Annotated in this window: 18 protein-coding genes; 9 read left to right on the top strand and 9 right to left on the bottom strand. The window is 71.1% G+C overall.

Features of this window, described 5'->3' with window-relative positions; translation table 11 throughout:
* Positions 1–58 precede the first annotated feature (58 nt).
* Positions 59–2,590: an ATP-dependent Clp protease ATP-binding subunit gene (locus JIG36_RS30990; protein ID WP_203379917.1), complete on the top strand. Its 2,532-nt coding sequence runs from the start codon at positions 59–61 to the stop codon at positions 2,588–2,590.
* Positions 2,591–2,632: 42 nt separating this feature from the next.
* Here the strand turns inward: JIG36_RS30990 and JIG36_RS30985 are convergent, their stop codons facing one another.
* Both JIG36_RS30985 and JIG36_RS30980 read right to left on the bottom strand, forming a co-directional pair.
* Complete coding sequence (locus JIG36_RS30985) at positions 2,633–3,622, bottom strand: LysR family transcriptional regulator (protein WP_203379916.1); 990 nt, start codon at positions 3,620–3,622, stop codon at positions 2,633–2,635.
* 100 nt (positions 3,623–3,722) lie between these two features.
* Positions 3,723–4,319, bottom strand: a complete 597-nt coding sequence (locus tag JIG36_RS30980) for a hemerythrin domain-containing protein (protein WP_307872977.1) — start codon at positions 4,317–4,319, stop codon at positions 3,723–3,725.
* Positions 4,320–4,401: 82 nt separating this feature from the next.
* Here JIG36_RS30980 and JIG36_RS30975 point away from each other — a divergent pair, with 82 nt between their 5' ends.
* Positions 4,402–5,709, top strand: a complete 1,308-nt coding sequence (locus tag JIG36_RS30975) for a M20/M25/M40 family metallo-hydrolase (RefSeq protein ID WP_203379914.1) — start codon at positions 4,402–4,404, stop codon at positions 5,707–5,709.
* A gap of 21 nt (positions 5,710–5,730) precedes the next feature.
* Entirely contained in the window at positions 5,731–6,411 is a 681-nt protein-coding gene (locus JIG36_RS30970; protein WP_203379913.1) for a hypothetical protein, read from the top strand.
* A gap of 57 nt (positions 6,412–6,468) precedes the next feature.
* Here JIG36_RS30970 and JIG36_RS30965 read toward each other — a convergent pair whose 3' ends face one another.
* The 5 genes from JIG36_RS30965 to JIG36_RS30945 all read right to left on the bottom strand — a co-directional run bounded on the left by JIG36_RS30965 (position 6,469) and on the right by JIG36_RS30945 (position 10,606).
* On the bottom strand, positions 6,469–6,660 hold the full coding sequence (locus JIG36_RS30965) for a DUF5703 family protein (RefSeq protein ID WP_203379912.1): 192 nt from the start codon (positions 6,658–6,660) through the stop codon (positions 6,469–6,471).
* Between the two features lie 5 nt (positions 6,661–6,665).
* Positions 6,666–7,739, bottom strand: coding sequence for a hypothetical protein (locus JIG36_RS30960; protein ID WP_203379911.1), 1,074 nt, complete (start codon positions 7,737–7,739; stop codon positions 6,666–6,668).
* Between the two features lie 63 nt (positions 7,740–7,802).
* Positions 7,803–8,444 carry a response regulator transcription factor gene (locus tag JIG36_RS30955; protein WP_203379910.1) on the bottom strand — a complete coding sequence of 214 codons (642 nt, stop codon included), beginning with the start codon at positions 8,442–8,444 and terminating at the stop codon, positions 7,803–7,805.
* On the bottom strand, positions 8,441–9,610 hold the full coding sequence (locus JIG36_RS30950) for a sensor histidine kinase (protein ID WP_307872976.1): 1,170 nt from the start codon (positions 9,608–9,610) through the stop codon (positions 8,441–8,443). Before JIG36_RS30950 ends, JIG36_RS30955 begins: the two co-directional genes overlap by 4 nt.
* Complete coding sequence (locus JIG36_RS30945) at positions 9,611–10,606, bottom strand: aldo/keto reductase (RefSeq protein WP_203379909.1); 996 nt, start codon at positions 10,604–10,606, stop codon at positions 9,611–9,613.
* A gap of 132 nt (positions 10,607–10,738) precedes the next feature.
* On the opposite strand from JIG36_RS30945, the gene JIG36_RS30940 reads away from it, so the two are divergent.
* The 6 genes from JIG36_RS30940 to JIG36_RS30915 all read left to right on the top strand — a co-directional run bounded on the left by JIG36_RS30940 (position 10,739) and on the right by JIG36_RS30915 (position 15,734).
* Positions 10,739–11,791 (top strand): LLM class F420-dependent oxidoreductase, encoded by a 1,053-nt coding sequence (locus tag JIG36_RS30940; RefSeq protein ID WP_203379908.1) that lies wholly within the window; start codon positions 10,739–10,741, stop codon positions 11,789–11,791.
* A complete protein-coding gene (locus JIG36_RS30935; RefSeq protein WP_203379907.1) occupies positions 11,791–12,474 on the top strand; it encodes a histidine phosphatase family protein in 684 nt (227 codons plus the stop codon). Before JIG36_RS30940 ends, JIG36_RS30935 begins: the two co-directional genes overlap by 1 nt.
* A gap of 110 nt (positions 12,475–12,584) precedes the next feature.
* The gene (locus JIG36_RS30930; protein ID WP_203379906.1) at positions 12,585–13,184 is read left to right on the top strand and encodes a DUF3090 domain-containing protein; all 600 of its coding nucleotides are present in this window, start codon (positions 12,585–12,587) and stop codon (positions 13,182–13,184) included.
* The gene (locus JIG36_RS30925; protein ID WP_203379905.1) at positions 13,181–13,996 is read left to right on the top strand and encodes an SCO1664 family protein; all 816 of its coding nucleotides are present in this window, start codon (positions 13,181–13,183) and stop codon (positions 13,994–13,996) included. The genes JIG36_RS30930 and JIG36_RS30925 overlap by 4 nt, the downstream gene beginning before the upstream one ends.
* Positions 13,997–14,049: 53 nt before the next feature.
* Positions 14,050–15,288, top strand: a complete 1,239-nt coding sequence (mshC, locus tag JIG36_RS30920) for a cysteine--1-D-myo-inosityl 2-amino-2-deoxy-alpha-D-glucopyranoside ligase (RefSeq protein ID WP_203379904.1) — start codon at positions 14,050–14,052, stop codon at positions 15,286–15,288.
* Between the two features lie 161 nt (positions 15,289–15,449).
* Positions 15,450–15,734, top strand: coding sequence for a hypothetical protein (locus JIG36_RS30915; RefSeq protein WP_203379903.1), 285 nt, complete (start codon positions 15,450–15,452; stop codon positions 15,732–15,734).
* 99 nt (positions 15,735–15,833) lie between these two features.
* Here the strand turns inward: JIG36_RS30915 and JIG36_RS30910 are convergent, their stop codons facing one another.
* Positions 15,834–16,436 (bottom strand): ricin-type beta-trefoil lectin domain protein, encoded by a 603-nt coding sequence (locus JIG36_RS30910; protein ID WP_203379902.1) that lies wholly within the window; start codon positions 16,434–16,436, stop codon positions 15,834–15,836.
* A gap of 258 nt (positions 16,437–16,694) precedes the next feature.
* The gene (locus JIG36_RS30905; RefSeq protein WP_203379901.1) at positions 16,695–17,489 is read right to left on the bottom strand and encodes a GntR family transcriptional regulator; all 795 of its coding nucleotides are present in this window, start codon (positions 17,487–17,489) and stop codon (positions 16,695–16,697) included.
* Positions 17,490–17,494 lie beyond the last annotated feature (5 nt).

Below are 17,494 nucleotides of genomic sequence, written 5' to 3'. Positions count from 1 at the left end.
GCGTGCGCGGCGGTGAAGCCGCTCGCACGACGGATACGCAACAGAAGAGGGAAGACGTATGAGCATCGGACCGATCGGACCGACTGGTCCCGGCCAGTGGGACGACTTCTTCGCGCGCTTCTTCGGTGCGGCGGACCCGCGCCGCTCGGCGCGCATCGATATCACGAAGTACATGAGTGGCGACGCCCGTGAGGTCCTCTCCGGCGCCGCCCGTCGCGCGGCCGAGCTCGCCGACCCGGATCGTCCGGTCGCCGACCTGGACACCGATCACCTGCTGTGGTCGGTCCTCCAGCTGGAGCCGATGAAGCAGACCGTGCGCCGCGCGGGCGCCGACCCGGAGTCGCTGCTGTCCGCGCTGGGCCGTCCGGCCGGGGTGCGCGAGGAGCTTCCGACCCAGGTCGCGCTGACCCCCGCCGCGAAGCGGGCCCTGCTCGACAGCCTGCAGATCTCGCGGGCGCTGGGCTCGTCCTATGTGGGCCCCGAGCACATCCTGATGGCCCTCGGCCTCAACCCCGACTCGGCGGCGGGCCGTCTGCTCGCCGGCAAGCTCGACCCGCAGGCCCTGCAGCAGCAGGGGAGTGCCGAGCCGAAGCCGGCCCAGGGTCGCGGGGGCAACCCGGGCAACCCGAACACGCCCACGCTGGAGCAGTTCGGGGTGGACCTGACCGAGATGGCCCGGCGCGGCGAGATCGACCCGGTGATCGGCCGGGCCGACGAGATCGAGCAGGCGGTCGAGATCCTCAGCCGCCGTACCAAGAACAACCCGGTGCTGATCGGTGAGGCCGGCGTCGGCAAGACCGCGATCGTCGAGGGCCTGGCCCAGCGCATCGTGGACGGCGACGTGCCGCTGACCCTGGAGAACAAGCGGGTCATCCAGCTCGACCTGGCCGGTCTGGTGGCGGGCACCCGCTACCGCGGCGACTTCGAAGAGCGCCTGCGCAAGGTCATCGACGAGATCCAGAGCGAGGGTGACAGCCTGATCGTCTTCCTCGACGAGATCCACACCCTGGTCGGCGCCGGTGGCGGCGGTGGCGACGGCGGCGGCATGGACGCGAGCAACATGCTCAAGCCGGCCCTGGCCCGCGGGCAGCTGCGGGTGGTCGGCGCGACCACGCTCGACGAGTACCGCAAGCACATCGAGAAGGACGCGGCGCTGGCCCGTCGTTTCCAGCCGGTGCTGGTGGGCGAGCCCAGCGTCGAGGACACCGTGGCGATCCTGCGCGGCCTGCGCGACAACTACGAGGCGCACCACCAGGTGCGGATCACCGACGAGGCGCTGGACGCCGCGGCGGAGCTGTCCGACCGCTACATCACCGACCGGTTCCTGCCGGACAAGGCGATCGACCTGATCGACCAGGCCGGCGCGCGCGTGCGGCTGCGGGTGAAGACCCCGGACGCCGGCGTACGGGAGAGGGAGCGCAAGCTCGACGAGCTGTCCCGCGACCGGGACCAGGCCGTGGCGGCGGAGAACTACGAGAAGGCGTCCGCCCTGCGCGACGAGATCAACTCGCTCAAGCAGGAGTTGCAGAGCGGCGGCGCCGGTTCGTCGAGCGTCCCGCAGGTGACCGAGGCCGACATCGCCGAGGTCGTGTCGCGGGCCACCGGCATCCCGGTCGCGCAGCTCACCGAGGAGGAGCGGGAGCGCCTGCTGCGCCTCGAGGGGCACCTGCACGAGCGGGTGGTCGGCCAGGACGACGCGGTCGAGGCCGTCGCCGAGGCGGTCCGCCGTTCGCGGGCCGGGCTGGGCGACCCGGACCGGCCGGTGGGCAGCTTCCTGTTCCTCGGCCCGACCGGCGTCGGCAAGACCGAGCTGGCCCGTTCGCTGGCCGGGGCGCTGTTCGGCGACTCGGACCGGATGATCCGGCTCGACATGAGCGAGTTCCAGGAGCGGCACACCGTGTCGCGGCTGGTCGGGGCGCCTCCCGGCTACGTCGGCTACGACGAGGCGGGGCAGCTGACCGAGGCGGTCCGCCGCCGTCCGTACAGCGTGGTTCTGCTCGACGAGATCGAGAAGGCCCACCCGGACGTCTTCAACGTGCTGCTGCAGGTGCTCGACGACGGGCGCCTGACCGACAGCCAGGGCCGCACGGTCAGCTTCAAGAACACCGTGCTGATCATGACCAGCAACCTGGGCTCCGACCTGATCAGCGGCGTCCGCCGCAGCGTCGGGTTCGGCGCCGTCGGTGGCGCCTCGGCCGACGAGGAGCTGCGCGACCGGCTCGACCGGCGGCTCAAGGAGCAGCTGCGCCCCGAGTTCATCAACCGGATCGATGAGATCATCATCTTCCGGCAGCTGGAGCAGGAGCAGGTCCGGCAGATCACCGAGCTGATGCTCGGCGAGACCCGGCGCCGGCTGCACAACCAGGACGTCACCCTGGAGATCACCACCGCGGCGGTCGACTGGCTGGCCGAGAAGGGCTTCCAGCCCGAGTTCGGCGCCCGCCCGCTGCGCCGGGTGATCCAGCGCGAGCTGGACAACCGGCTGTCGACCATGCTGCTCGGCGCCGACCTGGCGCCCGGTCAGACGGTCGAGGTGGACGCGGTCGACGGCGCGCTGACCTTCACGGTCAACTCGCCGGCCAAGGTCTGACGCATCACGAAGAAGGGCCCGGCGGTGACGCCGGGCCCTTTCTCACTTCTCGGCTGCCGCGGCGAGGCTGTTCACCACGCCCAGCTGCGGATAGTCGGCCATCCACTCGACGAAGTCGGGGTTGCGCTCGACGACCTCCTGGTAGGCCTCCTGGGCCATCTCCATCAGCTTGGGCGCGCTGTTCGCGGCCTGCGAGTCGGGATGCCAGCCGAGCACGAGCCGCCAGCGCAGCGGGGCCCCGCGCAGCGGCCGGGAGGTCAGCCCCGAGCCGGGCCGGAACGTCCCCTGGCACAGCGCCAGGGCCAGCCCCGACTCGACCATGTCGATGCAGCCTCGCACGTCGCTCTCCAACATGCGGCGGGGCGTGAAGCCGGCCCGGGCACACGCGGCCGCGAAACAGTCGCCGAAGCAGCCGTCACCGGTCGCCGCCACCCACGACTCCGAGGCCAGCTCGGCCAGGTCGACGTCGACGCCCTTGCTGCCCGGATGGTCCTCGGGCATCAGCACACAGATGCCGTCGACCGCGATCGTCTGCCAGACCAGACCGTAGTCGGCCGAGGGGAACGCGTCCCCGCAGACGCCGACCTGCGCGTAGTCGAGCTTGCCGGCCAGCACCATGTTGGCCAGATCGTCCACGTAGTACGACGCGTGGGTGGTGATCTGGGCCTCGGGCTGGGCCTGGGCGAGACGGGAGACCATGCCGCCGATGATCGGGCCGCCCAGTGCCCCGATCCGGTAGCGGCTCATCGTGTCGTGCCCGGTCGCGCCGGCGAGCCGGGCCGCTTCGTCCTGCAGGCCCTTCATCGCCGGGAGCAGCACCCGGGCGCGGGCGAGAACGAGCTCGCCCAGGGCTGTGGGCCGGGCGCCACGACGGTCCCGCTCGAACAGCGGGCCGCCCAGCGTGCGTTCAATGCGCTGCAACTGCGCGGTCAGGGCCGGTTGGGCCAGCCCGAGTTGCGAGGCCGCCTTGGTCACGCTGCCGGTCTCCGCGATGGCGCAGACCACCTTGAGATGCCGCAGCTCCAGGTTCATAACGTGACGTTAGGACCAAGAAGACATCGAAGGCTAGACCTATAGACGATTGAAAGATCCCCCACATGTGACAAATGGGTTAACGAATCCGGTGATTTACCTACAAATCCTTGGAGTACGTCGTGCGGCCGGTGACCGCGTCGCGGAGTTTGTCGAGGACCGCGACGGCCGGGTCGACCACCTTGTTCCAAGGCGGCGTCGACGGCGTCGAAGGGTGGGGACGGGTCGGCGCGGCCTCCTCGGCGGTCTCGAACCGGTTGCCGACGCGGATCAGGTCCTCGATCGGCACCATCTGCACGAGGACGGGCAGCAGCTCCTCGGCGTCGGCGTCCACGTGCCGGCGTACGGCCTCGGCCACCGCCGCCGTGTGCCGGGCGCGCTCGGCGGCCGGCGTCTTCTGCAGTTGTTGCAAAGTGACCAACAGCTGGCGGTCCTCGGCCAGCTCGCGGTCGGCCAGCTCGTCGCCGCCGGGAACGGTGCGCCGCACGGCCGGGTAGAGGTACTGCTCCTCGGCGCTCAGGTGCCGGGACAGCTCGGCGATCACGACCCCGGCCAGGCGTTTGTCCTCGGGGTCGGCGACCAGGCGGTCACACAGCTCGAGCAGCTCGCGGTGCTCCTCGGTGATCACGTCGACGACGTTGCGTCCCGTCGTCTCGCCGCCCATCGGCGGCAGCGGGGGAAGATTCAAGGAAGACACGGCGGCGCTGGTACCCCTTCCATCGGTCCGACCAAACCTGGCCCGTCCCATCACCGTGACAACCTGCTGGTAAGAAGGTCAAATGGAGACCACCGCCGCCGACGAGGTCGTCGGCATCTGCCGCGACCTGCTGCGCATCGACACCACCAACACCGGCGACCCCCGCACCACGGTCGGTGAGCGGGCCGCCGCCGAATACGTCGCCGGGAAGCTGGGCGAGGCGGGCGTCGACGTCGAGCTCTTCGAGTCGGCGCCGAAACGGGCCAACCTGGTCGCGCGCATCCCCGGCGCCGACCGCAGCCGCGGGGCGCTGCTGGTGCACGGCCACCTCGACGTCGTGCCGGCCGACGCGAGCGAGTGGTCGGTCGACCCCTTCTCGGGCGAGGAGAAGGACGGCTACCTGTGGGGCCGCGGCGCGATCGACATGAAGGACTTCGACGCGATGATGCTCGCGGTGGTCCGGGACTGGTCCCGCACGGGCTACGTGCCGCCGCGCGACATCGTGCTCTGCTACACGGCCGACGAAGAGGCCGGCATGGAGTACGGCTCGCAGTGGCTGGTGAACAACCACCGCGACAAGTTCGACGGGTGCACCGAGGCCATCGGCGAGGTGGGCGGATATTCGTACACGGTGAACGACGACCTGCGGCTCTATCTCGTGCAGACCGCCGAGAAGGGGCTGGACTGGCTGCGCCTGCACGCGAGCGGCCGCCCCGGGCACGGCTCGTTCATCCACGACGACAACGCGGTCACCGCCCTGTCCGAGGCCGTGGCCCGGGTCGGCCGGCACCGCTTCCCGACCGTGGTCACCCCGACCGTGCGGGCGTTTCTCGAACAGGTCGGCGACGCCCTGCAGATCGACATCGACCCGGACAACCCCGAGGTGGCGATCGCCAAGCTGGGCCCGATCGCCAACCTGATCGGCGCGACCATCCGCAACACCGCCAACCCGACCCGTCTCGAGGCCGGCTACAAGGACAACGTGATCCCCGGCCGGGCCTCGGCCACCATCGACTGCCGCACCCTGCCCGGCGAGGCCGACCGTTTCCTGGCCGAGCTGCGCGAGCTGATCGGGCCCGACATCGAGATCGACCACGTGCACCAGCAACCCGCGGTCGAGACGGCGTTCGGGGGTGAACTTGTCGACGCGATGGGGGCGGCGCTGCGCGCCGAAGACCCGGGAGCGCGTACTGTGCCGTACCTGATGTCCGGGGGCACCGACGCGAAGGCCTTCTCGACGCTCGGCATCCGTTGCTTCGGGTTCGCCCCGTTGCGGCTTCCGGCCGACCTGAACTTCGCTTCGCTGTTCCACGGCATCGACGAGCGCGTCCCGGTGGAGGGACTAAAGTTCGGCGTGCGTGTGCTCGACCGTCTGCTCCGGAACAGCTGACCTGCGGAAGGACCCATACCGATGACCGACCAGAACGCGGAACTCGACGCCGCCCTCGAGCGAGTGATCGAGGCCTCCCGGGCGCATCTCGCGGCGGTCAAGGCGGCCGAGGGCCGTGTCGACGACGACGGCGTCTGGCAGGCGTACGTCGACCTGAACAACGCTTCCTTCGCGTACGACGAGAAGCTGCTCGACGCGTTCGGCGAGGTGACGCCGTGGGACGTCGAGTCGATCGACCCGAACGAGGCCGACCAGCGCTTCGGCCTGGGCGTCAACGGCTTCGAGCCGGGTGACTCGGCCGACCCCTACCCGCAGGTGCTCTCGGTGCGTCAGCGCCGCGACTACCGCGTGCCCAGCGTCTCGGCGCTGCTGCGCCGGGCCGAGGAGGCGCGCCGCCAGTCCGTGCCCGAGGACGAGGACGGCGGCCCGGTCGAGAGCGTCGGCGAGGCCGTGCTCGAGCTGCTGCAGGCCGGCGACGGGTCGCTGTCGTCGCTCGACGTGCCCGAGCTGGAGCCGCTCGACGGCCTGCTCACGGTCAGCGAGATCGCCGCCCCGCTCGACCTCGACGAGTTCGAGGACTCCGACGGCGAAGGCCCGTTCGCCCCCAAGGAGGGCGACCTGCTGGTCGGCCGTCTCGACGAGCACCCGTTCCTGCCGGACGAGGACGAGCACGACCATGACCACGCCGGTCACCAGCGCTGACCGGCGGCGCCTGAAGTTGTGACCTGAGAGGGGCCCGTCCGTGTGGACGGGCCCCTCTCAGTAACTCAGCCCCGGCTGCGGAGTGGGCTGGATCCGGCGGCGGAGCATCACCTTGCGGCTGCCGTCGGCGAAGAGCTGGACCCGGGCCAGCTCCCAGCCCGAGAACTCCGCCTGAATGGCGAGCCTCGCCGCCGCGGTCAACCGATCGACATTCGAGGGCAACCGCAGCGGCGCGTATTCGTAGTCCATGCGATCTAATATGCGCCCGCCTGCTGCTGGGACACCACCCCTGCGGGGGAGTCCGATCGGCCGCACTTCGCGCAGGCCGGGCGGCGGCGGAGGTGGTAGGCGAGGGTCGCCGCGCCCAGCGCGACCGACCAGACCGGCCAGGCCAGCATGGGTGCGACCGCCATCGTGTCGGTGGTGAGCTTGTCGAAGAAGACCGGGTCGGCGTAGAAGGCCACCGAGGCCGACATCACAAAGATCGACACCAGCGTCGCCGGCACGGTGGCCAGACGGATCGGCACCCGCTGGCCGGCCAGGCCGGCCGTCCAGCGCGGGAAGACCTCGCCCCAGCGCTGCACCAGCCCCAGCGTGAGGATCGCGCCGACCACCGCGAAGGCGCCCAGCCCGAGACCGGCCCAGACGGCGCCGCTGTTCCGCAGCTCGTCCAGGGCGTCGGAGGGCAGCCCGAGCGGAACACCGAGCACCCAGGCGAACCGGGTGAGGGCGTAGAGCACCGGGATCAGCGCCGCCACGTAGGCCGCGCGCCGGCCCCAGAGCGCGGCCGACTGCCTCGACGTCCAGCCGCCGGGCCGGTCGTCGCGTCCGCAGTCCTCGCATGCCCCGGCCGTGCCGAACTGCCAGCGCAGCGCGGCCCGGGCGATCAGCAGGCCACCGACGACGGCGAACGCCTGGTTGGCCAGGGTCCATGTGAAGACGGTCGACCAGTCGACCGGGGGCCAGCCGAACGGCAGCCCGATGATCAGCATCGGCGCGTATCCGGCCAGGGTCAGCAGGTGGGTGTCGGGCAGCACGACCAGCAGGGTGATCGCCACCACGGCGAGGTAGGCGAGGATCCCGTACCGGAGCAAGCCCTTGATCGTCCGGCCGCCACTCATGATCAGCAGGAGGACGGCCGTGACGAGCAGGACGCCGGCGAAGACCGGAGCGCCGGCCTCGGGGGTGACGGCTCGCAGGGGGCTGGTCTCGCTGCCGTCGGCGCCGGGGCCGTAGGGAAAACCGCGGCCGGTCACGGTCCAGACCAGCGCCAGGGTGCCGTAGAGGGCGGCCCATCCGGCCGCCAGTTTCTGTGCCGTGTTCGTCATGCACCGACGGTCGCAACAACCGCCCGTGGGCAGATCCCGGACGAGAGGGAACGAGCTCCCCCTCTAGGGGGAGATGAACCCGGAGCGGTACGCGGTGACGACCGCCTGCGTACGGTCGCGGACGCCGAGTTTGGCCAGCACGTTCCCGACGTGCGACTTGATCGTCTCGACGCCGAGCACGAGCCGCCCGGCGATCTCGGCGTTGGACAGGCCCTCGGCCATCAGCGCCAGCACCTCGGCCTCGCGCTCGGTCAGCGGCGCCCCGGGCAGGCGACCGGCCGCGGGACGCTGGTGGGTGGCGGCCAGACGGCGGACGGCCTCAGGGAACAGCAGCGAGTCGCCGCGGGCCACCAGGCGCACCGCTTCGGCGATCCGTTCCGGTCGGGCCCGCTTGAGCAGGAATCCGCTCGCTCCGGCGGCCAGGGCCTCGTACACGTACTCGTCGTTCTCGAAGGTGGTCAGAACGAGCACCCGGGGCGGATCGTCGAGACGCTCGAGCAGCAGGCGGGTGGCCTGGATGCCGTCGATCCGGGGCATCCGCACGTCCATCAGCACGACGTCCGGGTGCAGCGCCGCGGCCTGCGGGACGGCCTGATCACCATCGGTCGCCTCACCGATCACCGTGATGCCGTCGGCCGCGCCCAGGACGGCGCTCAGCCCGGCCCGGATCAGGTCGTCGTCGTCCACGATCAGCACCGTGATCACTCGTTGCCCTCCCTCGGCAGGCGGGCGACCACCCGCCACGTCCCGTCCTCCTCCCCGGCCGTCAAGGACCCGCCGAGCAGCCGTACGCGTTCCCGCATGCCGGCCAGGCCCCGGCCCCCGCTCGTGGCCCGGGTCGGCCCGACCGCGTTGGTGATCTCGATGACCAACGCGCCCGGGGCCGCGATCCGCAGCGTGACCCGTCCCGTCCCGTGCTTGGCCGCGTTCGTCAGGCCCTCCTGCACGATCCGGAACGCCTCGCGGGAGATGTGCCCCGGCACCTCCACGTCGTCGATCCGGGCGTCGACGTCGCCGGTGAGCAGCCGGCCGACGTCGGCCAGCGCCGGTCCGTCGGCGTCGCGCAGCAACCCGAGCACGGCGTCCAGCTCCTCCAACGCCGTACGGCCGAGGTCTTCGATCGTTCCGAGGGCCCGCCGGGCGAAGTCGGGATCGCTGTCGAAGACCGTGCGGGCCGCGCCCGCCTGCAGGGTGACCGCGGTGAGGGCGTGACCGACCGAGTCGTGCAGTTCCCGGGCGAGGCGGTTGCGCTCGGCCAGGGTCCGCTCCTGCGCCTCCAGCGCGGCGACCCGCTCGGCGGCCGACGGGCCGAGCAGCACCGGGGCCATCGTGGCGGCGAGCGAACCCAGGCCGGCGGTGGCGTAGACCGTGCCGATGAGCAGCGCCACCCCGACCCCGGTCCAGGCCCACCGGTCCTCGGCGCCGACCGGGCCCAGGTCGCTGCCGGTCAGCGCGCCGTCGGTGAGGCCGAGGCGTTCGGTGAAGGCGAGCAGCGCCAGTGGCACCGCGATCAGCACGAGGGTGGCGACCACCGCGCCGCTGACGAGGTGCAGGCCGAACCAGACGGCCGAGCGCAGCCGGGTCTCGAGGGCCATCGGGCGGCCGCGGTCGTGGTCGGGCAGCCGCACACCGAGCAGCGCCCGGGCGGCGGTGATCTCCAGTTCGCGGGTGCCGCCCAGGAACGGCGGAACCACGGCGATCGCGAACGCGACGGCGGCCGTGGCGAGCACGCCCGCCAGGTTGCTGTCCGGCATCGTGAGCATCTGGGCCAGCAGGCCGGCCGTCATCGCGTACGGGAGAAGAATGACCGCGCCCAGCAGAAGGAAGACCCCGCGGCGGTAGGTGATCGCGCGCAGCAGCGGGCGAAACACTCAGCCCTCGCCGTCCGGATAGCCGACGCCTTCGCGTTCCGGGTAGCCGACGTCGATCGAGGACACGTCGTCGAGCGCACCGGCGATCTCGGCCGGCAGGGTCAGTTCCTCGCTGAGCAGCGCGCCCTGCAACTGCCCGGCCGTGCGCGCGCCGAGGATGGGCGCGGCCACCCCGGGCCGGTCGCGGATCCAGGCCAGCGCGACCTCGATGGGGGAGACGCCCAGCCCCGAGGCCGCGGTGACGACCGCCTGCACGATGCTGGAGCTGCGCGGCTCGAGATAGGTCTGCACGAACGGGGCCAGGTGTTCGGTGGCGGCGCGCGAGTCGAGCGGGCGCCCGTTGCGGTATTTGCCGGTCAGCACGCCCCGGCCCAGCGGCGACCAGGCCAGCACGCCGAAGCCGAGGGCCTGCGAGGCGGGCAGCAGCTCCCGTTCGATGCCGCGTTCGAGCAGGGAGTATTCCATCTGGGCGGCCACGATCGGCGCCCGTCCCGGGTAGGCCGACTGCCAGGTCGCGGCGCGGGCGGTCTGCCAGGCCGCGAAGTTCGAGACACCCACGTAGCGCACCCGGCCGCTGTTCACGGCGTGGTCGAGGGCGGCCAGGGTTTCTTCGAGCGGGGTCATCGGGTCGTTGCCGTGCACCTGCCACAGGTCGACGTAGTCGGTGCCGAGGCGGCGCAGCGACGCGTCGAGCGAGCGCAGCAGGTTGCCGCGGGAGCCGTCGCGGCGGCGGTAGCCGTGCGGGGTGAGGCCGGCCTTGGTGGCGATCACCACTTCGTCGCGGGGCACGAGATGGTCGATCAGCGAGCCGATCACGGCCTCGGCGTCGCCGTCGCCATAGACGTCGGCCGTGTCGAGCAGCGTGCCGCCGGCCTCGAGGAAGAGCTTGAGCTGCGCGGCCGCGTCGTCCGGGTCGGTGTCGCGGCCCCAGGTCATGGTGCCGAGAGCGAGCCGGGAGATCGCCAGCCCGCTACGGCCGAGCGGTCGTTGCAGCATGAGTGAACCTTATTCAGAGAATGTCAAGAGCGAAATCCTCCAAGGGCCGGGCGAGCCGTCGGTTACCGGACCGAATGTGATCTCCACGGGTCAGTAGGCTTCGGGGGACGACGGTGTCTTGGGAGGAAGATCGTGCGGCTCGGACTCAACCTCGGCTATCAGGCGGCGTGGACCACGCCCGCGGACCACCTCGCCATGGCGCAGGAGGCGGACCGCCTCGGTTATTCGGTGGTGTGGGCGGCCGAGGCCTACGGGTCCGACACGGTCAGCATGCTGTCCTGGATCGCCGGGCAGACCCAGCAGATCGACCTCGGCGCCGCGGTGATGCAGATCCCGGCGCGCACCCCGGCCATGACGGCCATGACCGCGGCGACGATCGACACCCTGTCCGGCGGCCGGTTCCGCCTGGGCCTGGGCGTGTCGGGTCCCCAGGTCTCCGAGGGGTGGCACGGGGTCCGGTTCGGCAAACCCCTTTCCCGCACGCGGGAGTACGTCGAGATCGTGAAGATGGCGATCGCCCGGCAGCCCGTCTCTTTCCAGGGCGAGCACTACACGCTGCCGTTGCCCGACGGCCCCGGCAAGGCGTTGCGGCTCGGCTTCCACCCGCCGCGCGAGGCCGTGCCGATCTATCTGGCCGCCGTCGGCCCGAAGAACCTGGAGCTCGCGGGCGAGATCGCCGACGGCTGGCTGGCCATCTTCTTCGCGCCCGACGCGGCCGGCGAGTACCTGCAGCACATCGAGCGGGGCCGGGCCAAGAAGGGCCTGGGCCTGACCGGCTTCGACGTCGCGCCCAGCGTGCCCGTGGTGGTGGGCGACAACGTGGCCTGGTGCGCCGACGTCATCCGGCCCTACGCGTCGCTCTACGTCGGTGGCATGGGCAGCCGCGAGCAGAACTTCTACAACCAGCTCGCCGTGCGCATGGGCTACGCCGACGCCGCGGCCAAGGTGCAGGACCTCTATCTGAGCGGCCAGAAGGCGGAGGCGGCCGAGGCCGTGCCGCAGGAGTTCATCGAGCGCACGTCGATCCTGGGCAACAAGATCCAGATCACCGAGCGGATCCGGCAGTACGCGGCGGCCGGCGTCGGCACGCTGTCGATCAGCCCCTATGTCGGCGACCTCAAGAGCGGCATCGACACCCTGCGGATCGTCGCCGAGGCGTACGAAGAGTCCGGCGTGGCCGAGTAGTGGCCACCGTTCTTCTGCTCCGGCACGGGCGTACGACGGCCAACGCCACCGGCGAACTGGCCGGCCGCCGTCCCGTGGAGCTCGACGACACCGGCCGCGCCCAGGCCGAGCGGGCCGGTGACCGGTTGCGCCCGTTGCCGCTGGCCGCCGTGGTCACCAGCCCGCTGATCCGCTGCCGCACGACGGTCGGCCTGGCCCTGCCCGGGGCCGAGCCGGTGGTCGACGAGGGGCTGACCGAGTGCGGATACGGCGACTGGGAGGGCCGCCCGCTCAAGGAACTGGCCAAGGAGCCGCTGTGGTCGGTCGTGCAGCAGCACCCGAGCGCCGCCGTGTTCCCCAACGGCGAGGCGATGGCCGACATGTCGGCGCGGGCGGTCGCGGCGGTCCGCCGCTGGGACGCGAAGATCACCGAGTCGCACGGCCCCGACGCGCTGTGGCTGGCCTGCAGCCACGGCGATGTGATCAAGGCCATCGTCGCCGATGCCATGGGACTGCACCTCGACCAGTTCCAGCGCATCGTGGCCGACCCGGCCTCGATCAGCGTCATCCGCTACACGCCGACCAGGCCTTTCCTCGTACGGCTCAATGACACGTCCGACCTGGCGTCGCTGATCCCGCCGCCGTCGCAGGACGGCGCCCGCTCCGACGCGGCCGTCGGCGGGGGAGCCGGCGGAGGGGTCTGACTGCACTCTGTGACGAGTGTGTTACCCCAGGTTGGTGTGCGTTGCGCCCTCGGCGAACCCGGACCGATCGGGATGCGCGGGGCGGTGCCGTCGTGGATAGGGTTGTCGGTATGACCCACCAGGTGCACTCGTTCGAGCCGCCGGAGCGGTTCGTCGCCGGGACGGTGGGCGAGCCGGGCGACCGGACGTTCTTCCTGCAGGCCCGCGGCGGCGGCCGGGTGGTCAGCGTCGCGCTGGAGAAGGTCCAGGTGTCGCTCCTCGCCGAGAAGCTCGAGGAGTTGCTGGTCGAGGCCAACAAGCGCTTCGGTGTCTCGCTGCCCGACGCGCCCGTGCTGGCCACCCACGACAACGAGCCGCTCGACACCCCGGTCGACGAGGAGTTCCGGGTCGGCACGCTCGGCCTGGCCTTCGACGTCGACACGAGCACCGTGGTCATCGAGGCGATCGAGGCCGGTGAGGCCGAGGTCGAGATCGAGCTCGGCGACGATGACGACGACGTCCCCACCGTCGAGGACGACGACGACGAGGACGACGAGCCCGACGACGACCTCGACCGGCTCCGGGTGCGGCTGACCCCCGAGGCGACCCGCGCGTTCATCGACCGCGCCCGCCGGGTGGTCGCCGCCGGCCGGCCCCCGTGCCCGCTCTGCGGCCAGCCGCTCGACCCGGCCGGTCACCTCTGCCCCCGGCACAACGGCTACCACCGGTGACCACCGAGCCCGCCGCGGCGCTGGCCGAGGCCGACGCCCTCGAACTGCTGGCCCGCGGCCGGCTCGAGATCGAGGGCCGGCTGGTCGACGCGTCCAACACGACGCTGCGGGCCGAGATCACGCTCGACGGGCTCACCCGCCGCTGCGTCTACAAGCCCGTGCAGGGCGAGCGACCGCTGTGGGACTTCCCCGACGGCACCCTGGCCGGCCGTGAGGTCTCGGCCTACCTGGTGTCCCGCGCCACGGGGTGGGACCTGGTTCCCCCCACGATCCTGCGCGAGGGCCCGCTCGGCTCGGGCGCCCTGCAGTTGTGGATCGACGAACCCGACACGGCCGAGTCGCTGATCGGCTTCGTCCCGGCGTGGGACGTGCCCGAGGGCTGGCTCCCGGTCGCCAACGCCCGCGACGAGGACGGCGACGCGTACGCCCTGGCCCACGCCGACGACACCCGGCTCGCCCGCCTGGCCGTGTTCGACGCGGTGATCAACAACGCCGACCGCAAGGGCGGCCACGTGCTCTACCCGGCGACCGGCTCGGTTCACGGGGTCGACCACGGCGTCAGCTTCCACGTGGAGAACAAGCTGCGTACGGTCCTGTGGGGCTGGACCGGCAAGCCGCTGATCCCCGAGGCCACCGAGGTGCTGACCCGGCTCGGCGGGCTCCTCGACGGCGACCTCGGCGCCGAGCTGGAAGACCACCTGACGCTGACCGAGGTGCAGCACGTGCGGCTGCGGGCCAGGCGGCTGCTGCGGCGCGGGCGCTTCCCCGACCCGCCGCAGGACTGGCCCGCCATACCCTGGCCGCCTGTGTAGTTTTGCCCACGCCCCCCAGGTTTCTGCCCCAGGTGCTGGATAGGCTCCTGACCATGGATGCTTGGACCGGGCACGATGTGCCGACCCTGCCCGGCGAGGCCCTCGCGCCGCGCCTCTACGACTCGGCCCGCCGTGAGATCGCCGCGACCGCGCCCGGCTCCACCGCGACGATGTACGTCTGCGGCATCACGCCGTACGACGCGACGCACCTCGGCCACGCCGCCACGATGATCTCGTTCGATCTGGTCAACCGGCTCTGGCGCGACGCCGGGCACGCCGTCAACTACGTGCAGAACGTCACCGACATCGACGACCCGCTGCTCGAACGGGCCGCCCGCGACGGTGAGGACTGGGTCGTGCTGGCGATGCGCGAGACCGCCCTGTTCCGCGAGGACATGGAGGCGCTGCGGATCATCCCGCCGGCGCACTACGTGGGCGCGGTCGAGTCGATCCCGGCCATCGTCGGGCACGTTGGGGAGTTGCTGGCGGCCGGGGCGGCGTACACGCTCGAGGACGGCACCGGCGACGTCTACTACTCGATCGCGGCGGCGCCCCGATTCGGCTACGAGTCGAACCTGTCCCGCGACGAGATGCGGGTGCTCTCGGCCGAGCGCGGCGGTGACCCCGACCGCGAGGGCAAGCGCGACCCGCTCGACCCGCTGCTGTGGCGCGGCGCCCGCGAGGGCGAGCCGGCCTGGGACGGCGGCGACCTCGGCCCCGGCCGCCCCGGCTGGCACATCGAGTGCACGACGATCGCCATCGACCGGCTCGGCACCACGATCGACGTGCAGGGCGGCGGCAACGACCTGCTCTACCCGCACCACGAGTGCTCGGCCGCCCACGCCGAGACCCTGACCGGCGAGGCGCCGTTCGCGTCGCACTACGTGCACGCCGGCATGATCGGGCTCGAGGGCGAGAAGATGTCGAAGTCCAAGGGCAACCTGGTCTTCGTGTCCCGGCTGCGTGGCGACGGCGTCGACCCCATGGCTGTCCGTCTCGGGTTGCTCAACGGGCACTACCGCAGCGACCGGGAGTGGACCGACGACGTGCTCAAGGCGGGGCAGGAGCGTCTGGCGCGCTGGCGTTCGGCCGCCGCGGCTCCGGCTGGTCCGTCGGGAGAGGGGCTGCTGGCCGCCGTACGGGAAGCTCTCGGAAACGACCTGGACTCTCCGGCGGCTCTGGCGGTGGTCGACGCGTGGGCCGAGGCTGCCCTGTCGAATGTGGGCGAGGACGATCAGGCTCCGGCGTTGATGGCCCGTACGGTCGACGCATTGCTCGGCGTCCGTCTCTGAGCACACAACGTTCCTAGGCCACCCTAAACGCCTGTCCAGCGGTTACGGACGGGTTTAGAAGTTTAAGCCCGTTTTGGTTGTACTTATCGGAAAACTGACGCATTTTGTGGGCGAGAAGCACAGACTTTCGGAGGTCCTACTTTCGTCCGAAAGGAAATATCATGCGTCGTCCGGTTCTGTACCTCGCCGGTCTTCTGCTGGCCTCCGGCGCGAGCCTCGCCCTGGCGGGTCCCGCCCAGGCCGCCGTCTCCCACGGCTCGCAGGCCACCAACCAGTCCGCGTCCTCGCACGACTGGTGCGACGAGGATGATGACGACTACTACTTCCACCACCACCGTCGTCACCACCACCGTCACGGTGGCGACTTCTACGGTGGCGACTACTACAGCTACACCTCGAACAACGGCATTCTGAACGGCAACAGCATCGGCATCGACATTCTCTGAGTGTCGTAGTCCGGGAGGGCTGTCCCCAGCCCTCCCCACCGAACAGTCGACCCGAGGGCGCCGCCGGCCCCTCGGGTCTTCCGTTGTTTCAGCTGTTCCTCATTCCATATGCAGCCAGATCTGGTTCGTCCGGTAATGACAGGTGTAGGTCTGAATCCGGCTGCCGTTGGCTGTGCCGTAATTCACCACGTCCATGCACAGGCCCGCGACGCTCTTGAGAGCGCCCTCGGGGGAGGACCGCCACAACTGCCACTGGTTGGTGTCGCGGCACGGCGCGAGTTTCACCGCCCGCCCGCGCGTCGCCTCGGTGGTGAGGCAGAGGCTGTGGCCGCCGTGATCGAGGTAGGCGCTGAGGCTGGCCAGCCGGAACCACCCGTTGATATAGGGGCGCTTGCACCACATCTGGGTCCTGGCGTTGGTTCTGAGCTTGTCGTAGATGTACGCCTGGTCGCCGGCCGTGCCGTTCGCCGTGATCACCCGGGTTCTCGTGGTCTGGGCCAGAGCGCCGAGCGAGGCCCACCTGTGTTCGTTGCTGCCGAATCCCGGCGGGCAGTTGATTCCCAGCGCCCGCACGTCGGTCGTCCGGGCCGCCACGACGTCGGTCGTCCGGTCGCCCGTGGGTGACGCCGAGGCACTGACCGCCGGCGTCAGAGTCAGGGCGGTCACCGCGACCGCCGCCAGGGCTTTCCATCGCTTGATCATGTCTTTACCCCGTTCTGGACGATGTCCTTCGCAGACAGTCATCCAGAGCAGGAGATCGTCACGAGACGACCTTGTTCCGTGGCACGACCTGGGTATGACAGCCGCCCGCCAAGATCGCCAGGTCAAGATCGCTGAGCAGCCGCCGCCTCCCCCGCCCGCCCTGGGAAATGCGCTGAGAGTACGCGCTTGTCAAGCCTCGGGAGCGGGGATGTCCACAGCGAGGGGTGATGGCTTTCGCGGCTGTCCACAGCGCCACGGTCAGGCCAGGGCGAGGCCGGGGTCGGTGTCGGGAGTGGACGGGGTGGGGGCCGGGATCTTGTATTCCTCGGTCAGCGTCGTCATCGGGCCCGGCCACGTGGCCTGGGCCACCTCGATGGGCTTGCGGGTCTCGTCGAAGGCCACGTGAAGGAGGTGCAGGACCGGGGTGTCGGGCCGGATCTGCAGGATCTCGGCCTCGTCGCGGCTGGGCTGGCGGGCGGTGATGGTGTCGGTCGCCGAGGCGTAGCGTTTGCCCAGCACCTCTTCGGCCTCCTGATAGAGCGGGCGGCCGAATGCCTCGGCCCGCTCCAGGGAGGTGCCGCTGACGTCGGTGACACGGAACCAGGAGGCGCCCAGCTCGACGGTCACGTCGTCGGTCTTCACCAGGTGGCGGCGGGCCAGCATCTCGGTGCCGTCGCGGACCCCGAAAGCGTCGGCCACCTCGGGTGGGGCGGGCTCACGGCGTACGGAAACAAGCTGTTGGCGATAGCGGGCGGCGAGATCGGCGTGATATCCCCGGTGCGCGCCGTAGCGGCCCCTCGACAGGCGGTTGAGGCGGCGGCGGGTGCCCCGGACGTACGTACCGGAGCCGGGCTTGGTGATCAGGATGCCCTCGACGCGGAGCTGGTCGACGGTGCGCTGGACGGTCTGCTTGGCGACCCCGAACATCTCGGCCATCGCGGGGATGGACGGCAGGCGCTCACCGGGCTGCCAGTCGCCGCGGCGGATGCGTTCGCGTAGTTGTGCCGCGATCTGCCGATGCGGGAACTCCGCGGCCCCCGGGTTGATCGTCATCGCTG

It is taken from the genome of Paractinoplanes ovalisporus, assembly GCF_016834655.1.
GTDB classification, from domain to species: domain Bacteria; phylum Actinomycetota; class Actinomycetes; order Mycobacteriales; family Micromonosporaceae; genus Actinoplanes; species Actinoplanes ovalisporus.
This window is presented reverse-complemented; position numbering and strand designations above follow the sequence as displayed.